General features: G+C 74.6%; 16 protein-coding genes and 1 riboswitch. Of the genes, 7 read left to right on the top strand and 9 right to left on the bottom strand.

Annotation, left to right across the window (positions count from 1 at the left end; all coding sequences use genetic code 11):
- Window positions 1-61: 61 nt before the first annotated feature.
- The 6 genes from hisG to ACFVUY_RS28090 form a co-directional block, all read right to left on the bottom strand.
- Window positions 62-910: an ATP phosphoribosyltransferase gene (gene hisG / locus ACFVUY_RS28065; protein ID WP_387688413.1), complete on the bottom strand. Its 849-nt coding sequence runs from the start codon at window positions 908-910 to the stop codon at window positions 62-64.
- 55 nt (window positions 911-965) lie between these two features.
- Window positions 966-1,238 carry a phosphoribosyl-ATP diphosphatase gene (locus tag ACFVUY_RS28070; protein ID WP_280685086.1) on the bottom strand — a complete coding sequence of 91 codons (273 nt, stop codon included), beginning with the start codon at window positions 1,236-1,238 and terminating at the stop codon, window positions 966-968.
- Between the two features lie 101 nt (window positions 1,239-1,339).
- A complete protein-coding gene (gene ribH / locus ACFVUY_RS28075; protein ID WP_387734439.1) occupies window positions 1,340-1,813 on the bottom strand; it encodes a 6,7-dimethyl-8-ribityllumazine synthase in 474 nt (157 codons plus the stop codon).
- 91 nt (window positions 1,814-1,904) lie between these two features.
- The gene (locus ACFVUY_RS28080) at window positions 1,905-3,182 is read right to left on the bottom strand and encodes a bifunctional 3,4-dihydroxy-2-butanone-4-phosphate synthase/GTP cyclohydrolase II (protein WP_387688754.1); all 1,278 of its coding nucleotides are present in this window, start codon (window positions 3,180-3,182) and stop codon (window positions 1,905-1,907) included.
- Between the two features lie 5 nt (window positions 3,183-3,187).
- Window positions 3,188-3,775 carry a nicotinamide mononucleotide transporter family protein gene (locus ACFVUY_RS28085; protein WP_359898858.1) on the bottom strand — a complete coding sequence of 196 codons (588 nt, stop codon included), beginning with the start codon at window positions 3,773-3,775 and terminating at the stop codon, window positions 3,188-3,190.
- A gap of 56 nt (window positions 3,776-3,831) precedes the next feature.
- The gene (locus ACFVUY_RS28090) at window positions 3,832-4,569 is read right to left on the bottom strand and encodes a riboflavin synthase (RefSeq protein ID WP_387734441.1); all 738 of its coding nucleotides are present in this window, start codon (window positions 4,567-4,569) and stop codon (window positions 3,832-3,834) included.
- Window positions 4,570-4,793: 224 nt separating this feature from the next.
- A riboswitch (FMN riboswitch) is annotated at window positions 4,794-4,921 on the bottom strand.
- Window positions 4,922-5,157: 236 nt separating this feature from the next.
- Here ACFVUY_RS28090 and ACFVUY_RS28095 point away from each other — a divergent pair.
- Window positions 5,158-5,406, top strand: a complete 249-nt coding sequence (locus tag ACFVUY_RS28095; protein WP_387688417.1) for an SCO4226 family nickel-binding protein — start codon at window positions 5,158-5,160, stop codon at window positions 5,404-5,406.
- Window positions 5,407-5,415: 9 nt separating this feature from the next.
- On the opposite strand, the gene ACFVUY_RS28100 is transcribed toward ACFVUY_RS28095, so the two are convergent.
- Complete coding sequence (locus ACFVUY_RS28100; protein ID WP_359898684.1) at window positions 5,416-5,730, bottom strand: antibiotic biosynthesis monooxygenase family protein; 315 nt, start codon at window positions 5,728-5,730, stop codon at window positions 5,416-5,418.
- Window positions 5,731-5,891: 161 nt separating this feature from the next.
- Between ACFVUY_RS28100 and ACFVUY_RS28105 the strand changes: the two genes are divergently transcribed.
- A complete protein-coding gene (locus ACFVUY_RS28105; RefSeq protein WP_387688419.1) occupies window positions 5,892-6,587 on the top strand; it encodes an MSMEG_1061 family FMN-dependent PPOX-type flavoprotein in 696 nt (231 codons plus the stop codon).
- Between the two features lie 125 nt (window positions 6,588-6,712).
- On the opposite strand, the gene ACFVUY_RS28110 is transcribed toward ACFVUY_RS28105, so the two are convergent.
- Window positions 6,713-6,901 (bottom strand): DUF1508 domain-containing protein, encoded by a 189-nt coding sequence (locus tag ACFVUY_RS28110; protein WP_359898688.1) that lies wholly within the window; start codon window positions 6,899-6,901, stop codon window positions 6,713-6,715.
- Between the two features lie 182 nt (window positions 6,902-7,083).
- Between ACFVUY_RS28110 and ACFVUY_RS28115 the strand changes: the two genes are divergently transcribed.
- The 4 genes from ACFVUY_RS28115 to ACFVUY_RS28130 all read left to right on the top strand — a co-directional run bounded on the left by ACFVUY_RS28115 (window position 7,084) and on the right by ACFVUY_RS28130 (window position 11,112).
- Complete coding sequence (locus ACFVUY_RS28115; RefSeq protein WP_387688421.1) at window positions 7,084-7,497, top strand: HIT family protein; 414 nt, start codon at window positions 7,084-7,086, stop codon at window positions 7,495-7,497.
- 184 nt (window positions 7,498-7,681) lie between these two features.
- Complete coding sequence (locus tag ACFVUY_RS28120) at window positions 7,682-8,746, top strand: serine hydrolase domain-containing protein (RefSeq protein WP_387734444.1); 1,065 nt, start codon at window positions 7,682-7,684, stop codon at window positions 8,744-8,746.
- A 370-nt stretch (window positions 8,747-9,116) separates the two neighbouring features.
- The gene (locus ACFVUY_RS28125; protein ID WP_387734447.1) at window positions 9,117-9,749 is read left to right on the top strand and encodes a hypothetical protein; all 633 of its coding nucleotides are present in this window, start codon (window positions 9,117-9,119) and stop codon (window positions 9,747-9,749) included.
- Between the two features lie 160 nt (window positions 9,750-9,909).
- Window positions 9,910-11,112, top strand: coding sequence for an alpha/beta hydrolase family protein (locus ACFVUY_RS28130; protein WP_387734449.1), 1,203 nt, complete (start codon window positions 9,910-9,912; stop codon window positions 11,110-11,112).
- Between the two features lie 139 nt (window positions 11,113-11,251).
- On the opposite strand, the gene ACFVUY_RS28135 is transcribed toward ACFVUY_RS28130, so the two are convergent.
- Window positions 11,252-11,797: a winged helix-turn-helix transcriptional regulator gene (locus ACFVUY_RS28135; protein ID WP_380349656.1), complete on the bottom strand. Its 546-nt coding sequence runs from the start codon at window positions 11,795-11,797 to the stop codon at window positions 11,252-11,254.
- A gap of 120 nt (window positions 11,798-11,917) precedes the next feature.
- Here ACFVUY_RS28135 and ACFVUY_RS28140 point away from each other — a divergent pair, with 120 nt between their 5' ends.
- Complete coding sequence (locus ACFVUY_RS28140; protein ID WP_387734451.1) at window positions 11,918-13,411, top strand: MFS transporter; 1,494 nt, start codon at window positions 11,918-11,920, stop codon at window positions 13,409-13,411.
- Window positions 13,412-13,626: the final 215 nt, after the last annotated feature.

Raw genomic sequence — 13,626 nt, forward strand, 5'->3', positions numbered from 1 at the left:
TACCCGCGGGCCGGCGGGCAGGTCGCCCGGACACGCGGTGCGAGGGCGGCGGGCCCCCTGGTCAGAGGCGGCAGGCGTGGATGTTGGTGACCAGGATGGCCCGGGCGCCGATGCTCCACAGGTCGTCCATGATCTGCTGGGCCTCCTTGCGGAGCACCATCGAACGGACCGCGACCCAGCCCTCGGTGTGCAGCGGGGAGACGGTCGGCGACTCCAGGCCCGGGGTGAGCGCGACGGCGGAGCCGACCTTCTCGGCGCGGATGTCGTAGTCCATCAGCACGTAGCGGCGGGCCACCAGCACGCCCTGGAGGCGGCGCAGGAACTGCTCCACCCGCGTGTCCTCGCCCGCGCCCTTGGGCCGGATCACCACGGCGTCGGAGATCAGGATCGGCTCGCCGAACACCTCCAGGCCGGCGTTGCGCAGGCTGGTGCCGGTCTCCACCACGTCGGCGATCACGTCGGCGACGCCCAGTTGCACCGCGGTCTCGACCGCGCCGTCCAGCTTGGTGACCGTCGCCTTCACGCCGTGGTCGGCGAGGTGCTGCTCGACCAGGCCGGTGTAGGAGGTGGCGATCCGCAGGCCCTCCAGGCCCTTGACGTCCTCGACGTCCACGCCCTCGGGGCGGGCGAAGCGGAAGGTCGACCCGGAGAAGCCGAGGGCGAGCACCTCCTCCGCGTTGGAGTGCGAGTCCAGCAGCAGGTCGCGGCCGGTGATGCCGACGTCGAGGCGGCCGGAGCCGACATAGACGGCGATGTCCCGCGGGCGGAGGAAGAAGAACTCCACCTCGTTGTTCGGGTCGACGAGGACGAGCTCCTTGGGGTCCTTCCGCTGGCGGTAGCCGGCCTCATGGAGCATCTCCGCCGCGGGACCCGAGAGAGAACCCTTGTTGGGGACGGCGATGCGCAGCATGGGAGGTTGCTTCCTTACCTGTTGGGAGGATGGGTGTGCTCTGGGAGCGGGGTTTCTAGAGGTACTTGTAGACGTCGTCGAGCGTCAGTCCGCGGGCGATCATCATCACCTGAACGTGGTAGAGGAGCTGCGAGACCTCCTCCGCCGTCTGCTCGTCCGACTGGAACTCGGCGGCCATCCAGACCTCGGCGGCCTCCTCGACGACCTTCTTGCCGATCGCATGGACGCCCTGCTGGACGAGCTGCGCGGTACGGGAGGACGAGGGGTCGCCGGTGGCGGCCTTCTGCTGGAGCTCGGCGAAGAGCTCCTCGAATGTCTTCGAAGCCATGATGGGCCCACCTTACGGCGTGCGGGCGGACGGACGGTAAACGGTCCCGGAGCGTGGACAGTCCAGTGGACGTCCGTGCTCCGGGACCGGGCGGTTCGTCGTCAGAGCGCCGCGCGCAGGACCGCGGCGGTGGCGACGGCGGCGGTGACGGCCTCGTGGCCCTTGTCCTCGGCGGAGCCGGGCAGGCCCGCGCGGTCGATCGCCTGCTCCTCGTTGTCGCAGGTCAGCACGCCGAAGCCGACCGGGATGCCGGTGTCGACGCTGACCTGGGTGAGGCCGGCGGTGGCCGCCTGGCAGACGTAGTCGAAGTGCGGGGTGCCACCGCGGATCACCACACCGAGGGCCACCACGGCGTCGTAGCCGCGCTCGGCGAGGCGCTTGGCGGCGACCGGCAGCTCGAAGGTGCCGGGCACCCGCAGCACGGTCGGCTCGGCGACGCCCAGCTCCTTGAGCGCGCGGTGGGCGCCGTCCAGCAGGCCGTTCATCACCGTGTCGTGCCACTGGGCGGCGACGACGGCGACCTTGAGGTCGGCGGCGCCGTCGATGGTCAGCTCGGGGGCTCCGTGGCCGCTCATGTCTCTACGTCCGTTCTGTCTGTCGTGCGGGTGCGGGTGGCTGTCGTGCGGGTTCGGGTGCTCAGGGCCCGGGGCCGGGCCGGGGCCGGGGTCAGGAATCGAGGCCGGGCAGCTCGTGGCCCATCCGGTCGCGCTTGGTGCGCAGGTAGCGCAGGTTGTGCTCGCCGGGCGCGATCTCGACCGCTTCGCGCCCCTTGACCTTGAGCCCGTGCTCGGTGAGCGCGGTCAGCTTCTGCGGGTTGTTGGTGAGCAGGGTGAGCGAGCGGACGCCGAGGTCCACCAGCATCTGGGCCGCGATGCTGTAGTCCCGGGCGTCGGCGGGCAGACCGAGGTCCAGGTTGGCGTCGACGGTGTCCCGCCCCCGCTCCTGCAGCTCGTACGCGCGCAGCTTGTGGGCCAGGCCGATCCCCCGCCCCTCGTGGCCGCGCAGGTACAGCACCACTCCGCGCCCGGCCTCGGCGACCCGCTGCAGCGAGGCCTGCAGCTGCGGGCCGCAGTCGCAGCGCAGCGAGCCGAAGACGTCACCGGTCAGGCACTCGGAGTGGACCCGCACCAGGACGTCCTCGTCGTCCGGCAGCCGGCCCTGCGCGTCCAGACCGCCGGCCACCAGCGCGAGGTGCTCGACGCCGTCGATGGTGCCCCGGTAGCCGACGGCGGTGAACTCCCCGAACGCGGTGGGCAGGGCGGTGACGGCGGCCCGGTCGACGTGCAGCTCGGTACGGCGGCGGTAGGCGATCAGGTCCTCGATGGAGATGATCGCGAGGCCGTGCTCGCGGGCGAAGGCGACCAGCTCGGGCAGCCGGGCCATGCTGCCGTCGTCGTTGACCACCTCGGCGATCGCGCCGGCCGGCGGCAGCCCGGCCAGCCGGGCCAGGTCGACGGCGGCCTCGGTGTGCCCGGGGCGGACCAGCACGCCGCCCTCGACGGCTCGCAGCGGGAAGACGTGCCCGGGGCGGGTGAGGTCGCCGGGCTGGGTGCCGGACGAGGAGAGCAGCCGTACGGTACGGGCGCGGTCGGCGGCGGAGATGCCGGTGTCGACCCCCTCGCGGGCGTCCACCGAGACGGTGTACGCGGTGCCCTTGCGGTCCTCGTTGACCTGGGTCATCGGCGGGAGCTTGAGGCGGTCCAGCTCCTCACCGGTCATCGGGGCACAGATCACGCCGGAGCTGTAGCGGACGGTGAAGGCCATCAGCTCGGGGGTCGCGGCGGACGCGGCGAAGACGATGTCGCCCTCGTTCTCGCGGTCCTCGTCGTCGACCACGACCACGGCGCGGCCGAGGGCGATGTCGGCGATCGCCCGCTCGACCGGGTCGAGGACGAGTTCGGGCTCGGACCCGGTGGCGCCGTTGCTGGACTGGTTCTCGGTCATCTCGGTCATACCGTGGCTCCCTGCGGGACGGTGGCGGACTTGGCGCGCGGCTCACGGGTGCTCAGCCACCAGGAACGCAGGCCGAGCAGCACCAGGACGAAGTAGACGGAGTAGGTGAGGCCGGAGAAGGTGTAGCCGCTGTTGAAGGCGAACGGCACGCCGACCGCGTCGACCGCGATCCAGGCGAACCAGAACTCCACCCAGCCGCGGGCCTGGGCGACCATCGCGGCCAGCGTGCCGACGAAGATGTAGGCGTCCGACCAGGGGCTCCAGGACAGGCTGGGGAAGGACGTGAAGAGCAGGGCGAGCGCGACGGTGCCCGCCGCGGTGCCTGCCGCCAGCACGAGCCGCTCGGGCCAACTCGCGAACCGTACGGCGATCGTGCCGCCGTCGCGGCGGCCCCGCCGCCACTGCGCCCAGCCCCAGGCGGCGGTGGCGATAACGATCAGCTGCTTGCCGATCAGGCCGGGGACGTGGCCGCCGAAGTAGGCCGCGATCAGCACGGCGCCGGACAGCAGCTGGACCGGCCAGCTCCAGACCGAGCGGCGCCAGCCGAGCGCGAGCCCGCCGAGGCCGAGGATGTTGCCGAACATGTCGGCCCACTTGACGTGTTCGCCGAGGACGGTGAACGCCTCGCCGCTGAGCCAGCTCACTTGGACTCCCCCGGGGTTCCGTCGACCGGCCGGCCGGACGGGTTGGACAGGTCGGACAGGCCCGACGGGTTGGAGAGGTTCGGCAGGTTCGCCAGGTTCGGGAGGGTGCGGGACTCCAGGAGCCGCTCGACGTACTTCGCCAGCACGTCCACCTCCAGGTTGACGCTCTCCCCGACGCCCTTGGCGCCGAGCGTGGTGAGCGCGAGGGTGGCCGGGATGAGGCTGACGGTGAAGCTGTCCCGCGCGGCCTCCACCACGGTGAGGCTGACGCCGTCGACCGTGATCGAGCCCTTCTCCACCAGGTAGCGGGCGATGGTCCCGGGCAGCGAGAACCGCAGCACCTCCCAGCGCAGGTCGCCCGCCGCGTCGCGCTCGCCGGGCTCTCGGCTCAACAGCCGCCCGGTGGCGTCGACATGGCCCTGGACGAGGTGACCGCCCAGCCGGTCGCCGAGCGCCATGGCGCGCTCCAGGTTGACCCGGGAGCCGGGCGCCAGTTCGCCGAGGCTGGAGCGGTGCAGCGTCTCGGCCATCACGTCGGCGCTGAACTCGCCGGTGCCGGCGGCCAGTTCCGCCGGGCCGTCGACGACGGTCAGGCACACGCCGTTGACCGCGATGGAGTCGCCGTGCCGGGCACCCGTACAGACCACCGGGCCGCGCAGGCGGATCCGCGAGGAGTCGCCGATCTCCTGGATCGACACGACCTCGCCGAGCTCTTCGATGATGCCGGTGAACACCCGGGTTCTCCTCGCGCTTGGGGCGCGGACTCCGGGGCGGCATGGGAGATGACACGGACGGGCACCGGCGTACGGGCCGGGGACACCACCCGTCGCCGGGGATGCCGAGGCCGCCGGGAGATCGCTCGCCCGGCACGGGAGACACCGCTCCCGTCGTTCACCTGACCGGGGCCCGGAGGACGGTTCTCCGCCACTGGACCCACGGGTACTGCTCTTCGTCCGCCCGCGCACGCCTCCCATCCGGACTTTAACCGTCGGTCCAGGAATTTCACCTGGTCAACCGGCCGCTGGCTGCGGACGGGTCGCGGACTGTAACCGCCGGTTCGGATTTTCACCGACCCCGGAGTGCGCTGAACGTCACTGCTTGATGCCGTCATTGTGCCACGGTCGGCGCAACGGCAGGGAGGCCCCGTGCCTGTGGTCTGTTTCACGGGCGTGCGGGGAATGCGCGGCGGGTGCCGTCCGCCGCTCGCGCGAGCCGGTCCGCGGGCACGGGCCCGGCGGTCTGGTGGCGCAGGCGGACGGCCGGGGCGAGGCTGGTAGTCGGGGCCCTGTCGATGACACGTCGAAGCTACGGAGGCGAGGGCGATGGCGAAGTTCATGGACGTCCACCACGGGATGACCGGCATCACGGAGGAGCAGCTCAAACAGGCCCACATGGCCGATCTGGCGATCCAGGGCGAGGAGGGCGTCCACTTCCAGCAGGCCTGGGCGGACCCGGAATCGGGCACGGTGTACTGCCTCTCCGACGCGCCGTCCAAGGAAGCCGTGCAGCGGGTCCACGACCGCTCCGGGCACCCCGCGGACGAGATCCATTCGGTGCCGCTGTCGGTGTGAGAGCCCGGCTCAGAGCGTGGCCGGTGCGGCAATCTGCAAGAAGTGGGTGACCTCCGGCGGGTGGGCGAGGTAGCTCAGCTCACCCTCCGACCAGACCGGCCGGATCCGCCACATCGGCCCCGCGTACCCGCGCAGGGCCTCCTCGTCGCGCCAGCGGCTCAGCACCAGCACCCGGTGCCGGTCCTCGGACACCGAGCGCAGCAGCTCGCCGCCGAGGCAGCCCTCGGTCCGCCCGAGCTGCGGGATCACCTGGGCGGCCAGGTGCGCGCAGAACTCATCGAGTCGATCGGCGAGGACCTGCCCGGCCCAGATTCTGACGATCACGACCACCACCTCCGGCTGCCCGGCGGGCCTTGTCCCAGTGCTCCCTGGCCCCCATTATGAACGTGGAACCGCTGGTGGGGAGGGGTGAGGGCGGAATTTCACGGCGGGCCGCGGGAGTGCGGGGGCGGGGTGCGCCGAGCGGCCTCGGCTACATTCCCGGTATGACGACCACACCGGAATCTGCCGTTTCGTCAACCTCCGCGCCGGACCGGCCGGGCGGCCTGTTCGACGCCCTCCACGCGGGCGCGCTCAGCGACCCCGCCCAGCTGCGGGAGATCTACGAGCAGCCCGGCGACCAGGCCCGCCGCAAGCAGGTCGACCACCTGCACGAGGTCGCCCAGCACCTGATCGCCTGCTCCCCGCTGGTGTTCGTGGCCAGCACCGACGCCGCCGGACGCTGCGACGTCTCCCCGCGCGGCGGGCCCGCCGGGCTGGTCTCGGTGCTCGACCCGTACACCCTGGCCATTCCGGACGCCACCGGCAACAAGCGCTTGGACACCCTGCACAACATCCTGGAGACCGGCCGGGTCGGGCTGCTCTTCGTCGTCCCGGGCCGGGACACCACACTGCGGGTCAACGGGCGGGCCTGCGTCTCGACCGACCCCGAGCTGCTGCGGCAGCTGACCGCCGTCGGCAAGCCGCCGCGCAGCGCGATCGTGGTCGCCGTCGAGGAGGTGTACGGGCACTGCCCGAAGGCCTTCCTGCGCTCCTCGGCGTGGAAGCCGGAGAACTGGCTCGCCAAGGACGCGCAGCCGAGTTCGGCGGAGGTCACGCTCTCGCACCTGCGGGACGAGTCGCTGACCGTGGAGCTGATCGAGCAGTACGAGCGGGAGGCACTGCTGTACCGGTACGAGTGAGACGAGTGGGGCGCCGGGGTCGCTCGGACCCCGCTCCAAACGGACCCCGCTCCGTACGGACCCCGCTCCGCGCGGGACGCCCGGCGACCGGCCCCGGGGCGGACCGGTCGCCGGGCGGCGCGCGCTCAGGCCGCCCTGGGAAGGTCCTCCACGGCCGCGCCGTCGGCGGCCCGCCGGACCGCCTCGACACCCTTGTGGGCGGCGTCCTTGCTGGCGTAGCCCTGGCCGGTGGCGACGATCTCGCCGTTGCCCGCCTTGAGCCGGAACCGGTACTTGCCGCCGGCGTCCTGATAGACCTCGAACTTGCCCGGCATCCGGGCCACCTCCTCGCGGGGCCGCCTCGCGGAACGCTCGATGCGCCCGCCGTCCTGCCCCCGGCGCCACCGTGCGCCCGGCGCCGGAGCGGCCGCACCCGGGCGGGAGCCGGACGGGTGAAGCCGGATCCGCGGGGGTCGGCGGGAGTGCCGGGACGGCCGCCCGTGGTTTGAATGGACGGATGGACTGCGTCTTCTGTGCGGTGGTGGCGGGCGAGGAGCCGGCGCACCGGGTGCTGGACGACGAGGCCGCGGTGGCCTTCCTGGACCGCCGGCCGCTGTTCCCCGGGCACGTGCTGGTCGTACCGCGCGCCCACCACCCGACCCTGGCCGACCTGCCGGCCGCGGAGGTGGGACCGTTCTTCCTGCGGGTGCAGCGGGTGGCGACGGCCGTCGAGCGCGGGCTGGGCGCGGCAGGCAGCTTCGTCGCGGCGAACAACCGGATCAGCCAGTCGGTGCCGCACCTGCACGTCCACGTGGTGCCGCGCAATCCGAAGGACGGGCTGCGCGGGTTCTTCTGGCCGCGGCGGCGGTATCCGGACGAGGCGGGGGCGGCGGAGATCGCGGGCCGGCTGCGGGAGGCGCTGGAGGGCTGAGGGGCGCGGCGGGTCGAGGACGTCGCCGGCGTGCGGGCCACTGCCGGGCGTACGCCTGCGGGCCACTGCCGGGCGCACGCCTGCGGGAGCACCGGCGGGCGTACGTCTGCGGGAGCACCGGCGGGGGTCGATATCGTTTTCCGGGCGGACGATCCGGCCGGTGAGGGTGTCTAGGCTCGCGACCATGAACGAACTCGCCTGCCTCGTGCAGCAGACGGCCGACCGGCTCGCGGGCCGCCACGTCGGCGCGGTGGTCGCCGGGCTGGCCGGCGGTGTTGTGGAGATCCGCGGCGCCGGGCGGACCGGTCCGGGTGGTGGGGTGCCCGGGCCGCGCACCCTGTTCGAGATAGGTTCCGTCACCAAGGTGTTCACCTCGCTCGCGCTCGCGCGGCTGGCCCTCGACGGTGCGGTCCGGCTGGACGACCCGCTCGCCGAGGTGCTCACCGGGCCCTCGGGCGGTCCTGCCGTCGTCCCGGCCAAGGGCCGGGAACCGATCACCCTGCGGCACCTCGCCACCCACACCTCGGGGCTCCCCCGACTGCCCCGGGGCATGGCGCTGCAGTCGCTGCTGTCCCCCAACATGCCCGATCCGTACGCCGGTTGCACCGCCGAGCGGGTACTCGACGGGCTCGCGCGGACGCGACTGCGGTCCGCGCCCGGGCGTGGATTCCGCTACTCCAACCTCGGCGCGGGCCTGCTCGGCCTGGCCCTCGCGCAGCGGTCCGGCCTCGGGTACGAGGAGTTGGTGGCACGCGAGGTCGGTGCGCCGCTGGGCCTGGCGGACACCGGTCTGCGGCCGGACGGGGAACGGTCCGCGCGCCTGGCGCACGGTCACACGCCGGGCGGCCGGCCGGTGCCGCCCTGGACCTTCGCGGCCGTGCCCGGCATGGGCGGGCTCCGCTCGACCGCCGCCGACCTGGCGGTGTTCCTGCGGGCCCAACTGGCCGCCGCGCGCGAGCCGGACGCGCCGCTGTCGCCGGCGATCGCCCTCACCCGGGAGACCCGCCACCGGGTCAACCCGTTCGCCTGGACGCACCTGGGCTGGCTCGGGCACCGGCTGCGCGCCCAGCAGGGCGGGCACCTCCAGATCTGGCACAACGGGGGCACGGGCGGCTTCCGTTCCTTCGTCGCCTTCGACCCGGAGAAGCAGGTGGGCGTGGTGGTGCTGGTCAACACCCGCCGGTCGGCCGATCCGGCGGGCACGGCGCTGCTGCGCGAGCTGCAGAACGGGTTCGCGACGGCGGGGTGAGGGCGGGCCCGCCCCGTTCGCACCCCCGCTGGTGGGCGGCCCCGGCCGGGGCGCGATGATGGCGGGGCCGATTCGGTCCAAAAGGTGCCGATTGGCACTGTCGCCAGCGGCGACGAGCGGTTGATGCTGGGATCCGGCGGTCGCGGTTCCGACGGGGGATTCCGCCGAGTGAGAGGGGGTCGCCATGGCGGTGACGTGGTCGCCGACGCGCGTGCGGTCGGCCGGCGCTTCCGGTTCGGCCGGTGCGACCGGCGCTTCCCGCACCACCGGAACGAGCGGTGGTGCCGGTCGGCTCGGCCCGGTGGTGCGGGTGCACCGGAGGTGCCGGCCGCTGTCCTGGCCGGCACGGGTGTGGCTGCACTCCTGCGGAGTGGTCGTCTCCGTGGCGGTCTGCGTGGCACTCGGCGGGTGGTGGCCCTCGCCCGTGCTGGCCGCCGCCGCGGTGGTGGCGGTGAGCGGCTACGAGCGGCTGCGCCCCGCGCCCGGGCTGCGCTCCGTCCGGGTCCACGAGGGCGGGCTGGTGCTGGTCCCGGCCGAGGGCGGGGAGACGTCGCTGCCCTGGGGCGCCGTGGAGGCCACCGAGTACTCCCCCGGCGGGCCGCGCGGGGTGCCCGAGCACGGGCGAATATGGCCGGCGGGCGCGGACGAGCCGCTGGAGCTGGTGCACCTGCGCGGCCTGGGCGCGTTGTTCCGGGAGTTGGAGGAGCGCCTCTCCCCCGGGTTCCGGGCCGCGCTGCACGAGACGCTGCGCACCGAGGGGAGCGTGCGCTTCGTCCGGGGGCGGCTGACGGTGACGGCCGGCGGGCTGGTGCACCGGCCGCCGCACCCGCTCGCCGCGACGGAGGCCCACCGGTGGGCGGAGGTGCGCTCGGCCCGGGCGTCCGGCCTCGGAGAGTTGGAGATCCTGACCCACTCGGCCGGTCTCCCGCTGGCCCTCGCGGTGCCCAACGCCCGTGCGGCCGCGGACTTCCTGGAGGACCTCAGGGCGGCCGCCGCCGGTTGACTCCCGTCGGTCGGCCGCCGCCGGTCGACCGCCGCCGGGCGGGCACCCGCCCGCCCTTCCGACGCCCACCCCTAAGGGGCGCCGGCAGCCCTTCCCGGAAGGGATCAGTACGCCGCTGAGCGGACGTCAGTTCCCTTGCCCACGACCTACCGTCGCTGGCATGAGCCGACTCCGTACGACCGCCGCCGCGGCGGCCCTGCTGCTCGCACTTCCGCTGTCCGTCGCCGCCGCCGCGCCGGCCCTGGCCGCGCCGCCCGTCAACTCCGGCACCACAGCCGCCGACACCGCCGCCGGCCCGGCCGACCGGGCCGCCGCCCGGATCGAACTCCCCCGCCCGACCGGGCCGTACGCGGTCGGGCAGGAGGTCCTGCACCTGGTGGACCGGAACCGTCCGGACCCGTGGGTGCCCGCCTCCGGTCCGCGTCAGCTGATGGTCTCGATGTACTACCCCGCGCACGCCGGGACGGGCACCCCCGCCCCGTACATGACGCCCGCGGCCGCCCGGGCGCTGCTGGACGGAAAGGTGGCGGGCAACACCATCCCGACCGAGGCGGTGTCCGGAACCCGGACGTGGTCGGAGTCCGGGGCGCGCCCGCAGGGCGGCCACTACCCGCTGGTGGTCCTGTCGCCCGGCTTCACCATGCCGCGCGCCACGCTCAGCGGCCTCGCCGAGGACCTGACCAGCCACGGCTACGTCGTCGCGGTGATCGACCACACCTACGAGAACACCGGGACCACCTTCCCCGACGGCCGGACGCTCCCCTGCACGGCCTGCGGCATCGTCGTCGGCGACGCGGCCGCGGCGCGCCTGGAGGCGGGCCGGGCGAAGGACGTCTCCTTCGTCATCGACCGGCTGACCGACCGCCCGCACCCGGCCTGGCGCTACGCCCGGCTGATCGACCGCGACCGGATCGGCATGGCCGGGCACTCCGCGGGCGGCGCCTCCACCGTCCCCGCCCTGCTCACCGACGACCGGATCCGGGCCGGGGTCAACCTGGACGGCACCATGCACTACCTGGTGCCCGCGTCCGGCCTCGGCGGCAAGCCGTTCATGATGATCGGCCACCCGCTGGCCGACGGCGCCGAGGACCCGTCCTGGGTCACGAGCTGGGCCCGGCTGGACGGCTGGAAGCGCCTGCTGACCGTCGACGGCTCCGACCACGGCAGCTTCACCGACCTCCCGGTCTTCTTCGAGGGACTCGGCCTCCCCAAGGGCCCGTACACCACGCTCGGGAGCGGGCGCGCCCTCGCGCTCACCCGGCAGTACGTCGGGGCCTTCTTCGACCTCCAACTGAAGGGCGTCCCGCAGCCGCTGCTCGACGGGCCGAGCGCCGCCAACCCGGAGGTGCGCTTCACCTCCTGAGGGCTGTCCCCGGTCGCCGCTCCCGGGTGACAGCGGTCCCGGGCGGGGCCGTCGGCACTACGCCGGCGGCCCCGTCGGCGTGCGGGCCCGTCAGCGTGCGGGCCCGGCGGCGTGGGGCCGGCGGCGCGCGGGCCGGCGGTCAGCCGGTCGGGGGCGCCGCCGAGGCGATCGGTTCGAGCAGCGGGTGGGGGCGGACCAGGGCGCGGGAAACCGGGTCCTCCCGGTGGGAGCCGGCGCGGGCGGGGTTGGGCCGCATGACGACCGCGGTCGGCGGGACGGGCCCGCCGCCGCAGGCGGGACAGACGCCGACCAGGTCGAGGTCGGTGCCGCAGTCGGCGTGCGCGAAGAGGTGGTACGAGCCGCCGTCGGTGGCATGCCGGCCACCCCAGCGGCTCAGCTGGTAGAGCGGGCCCCAGAGTTCGAGGCCGGTCCCGGTGAGCAGATAGCCGTGGCGCAGCGGCGCCCGCTGGTACGGCTCCTTGCGCAGCACCCCGGCCGCGACCAGGGCGTTGAGGCGCGAGGTGAGGACGGCGCGCGGGATGCCGAGGTGGGCGAGGAAGTCGTTGAAACGCTGCACCCCGTAGAACGCGTCGCGCACGATCAGCAGGCTCCAGCGCTCGCCGACCACCTCCAGGGCGCGGGCCAGTGCGCACTCCTGCAGCTCGTAGTCGGTTCCCAGGGCCATGGGCGTCAGCCTAGTCCACCGCCATTGAGGGTTCAATGAACAGACTGACGGTGGTAGCGTGCCGCCCGAGAGAAGGTTCATTCACCAGACCAAAGGGTCCGGCCCCCGGAGGGAACACCCATGTCCCCCACACCACCTGGCTCCTCACCCGCCTCGCCCACCGCCCCCACCGCCCCGGGCCCGCGCCTCCGGCCCGCCGCCACGCTGGCGACCACCGCGGCGGCGACCGCCCTGACCACCGTCGCGTACACCGCCCCCACCGCCTCGCTCGCCGCCACCGCCCAGGCCGCCCACCTGGGCGCCGCCGGCCGCACCTGGATCCTCACCGGCACCCTGGTCGGCATCTCCGCGCTGCTGCTCACCGCCGGAAGCGCCGCCGACGACCACGGCCGCAAGCGGGTCTTCACCTTCGGCGTGCTGCTGTTCACGGCCGCCGAGGCACTGGCCGCACTCGCCCCCGGCGGCGCCGTCTACCTGGCCTCCCGGGTGCTCCTCGGTGTCGCCTCGGCAGCCGTCCTGGCACCCGCGCTCGGCCTGATCGGCCACGCCCACCCGCCCGGGCCCGACCGGATCCGGGCACTCGGCGTCTGGGGCGCGGCGGTCGGCCTCGGCATCGCGGTCGGGCCGGTGTACGGCGCGCTGGTCCAGCAGTGGGCCGGGTGGCGCGCCGTCGGCGGCGGCATCGCGGCGGGCTCGGCCGTGGTGGCCGGCTTCGCCGTCGCCGTCCTCACCGAGTCACGGGCCGAGCGGCCGCGAGCGCTCGACCCGTACGGGGTGCTCACCCTCGCCGCCGGCACCTCCTGCCTGATCGCCGGACTGGCCGAGGGCCGCGACGGCTGGGGGCGGCCCACCGCGGTGGCACTGCTGACCGGCGGGGTGCTGCTGCTGGCGGCGTTCGCGGTGGTCGAGGCGACGGCCCGGGAGCCGATGCTGGACCTCGCCCTGTTCCGCGAGCCCGGCTTCGTCGCGGCCACCGGCGGGGCGCTGTTCACCGGGCTGTCGCTGGTCGGCTTCATGAGCTACCTGCCCACCCTGCTCCAGGGCGTACTCGGCCTCTCCGGTCCGGCCGCGGCCGGCGTGCTGACCGTGTGGTCGGGCCTGTCGGTGGTCTCCGCGCTCCAGGCCCGCCGCCTGGCCGCCCGGCTGTCCGCCACCACCCAGGTCTCCCTCGGCCTGCTGGCCTGCGGCGCGGGCGAGCTGGGACTGTACGGGCTCGCGCCCGGCTCGTCCTGGCTGCGGCTGGTGCCGGGGCTCGCGGTCGCGGGCGTCGGCAGCGGGGTGCTCAACGCGGCCCTGGCCCGGCTGGCGATCGGCAGCGTCCCGGCGCACCGGGCGGCGATGGGCTCCGGCGCCAACAACGCCTCCCGCTACCTGGGTTCGGCCCTCGGCGTGGCGGTCACGGTCGCCGTCGCCGGATCCGCCCGGCCCAGCTCGTCCGAGCCCGGGGCCGCGGCCCGCGCCCTGGCGGCGGGCGCCGACCGGGCCGTCCTGGTCGCGGCCGCCCTCTGCCTGGCCGGCGCGCTGCTCGCCCTCGCCGCCCGCACCGCCGAAGCCCGCTCGGGCGCGGGGACGGACGCCGCACGGCCGGCCCGCCGGCCCACGGCCCCGCGGTGACGCACCGGACGTCGGCCCCGGCGGACGCCCACCCACCGGACCGGGCTCCCGCCGGACCGGGCTCCCGCCGACGGCGCCGCCGCTTGGGCGCCACCCGGGCCGGTCACCGGACGCCGACCCCGGACCGTGGCCGGACGTCCACCCGGAACGCCCGGAACGCCCCGAGCGCCCCGAGCGCCCGCTGCCACGGTGAGCGGCCGCCCGGGAGCGCGTGC

This window comes from Kitasatospora sp. NPDC058063, assembly GCF_042885395.1.
In the GTDB taxonomy this organism is placed as follows: Bacteria; Actinomycetota; Actinomycetes; order Streptomycetales; family Streptomycetaceae; genus Kitasatospora; species Kitasatospora lactacystinica.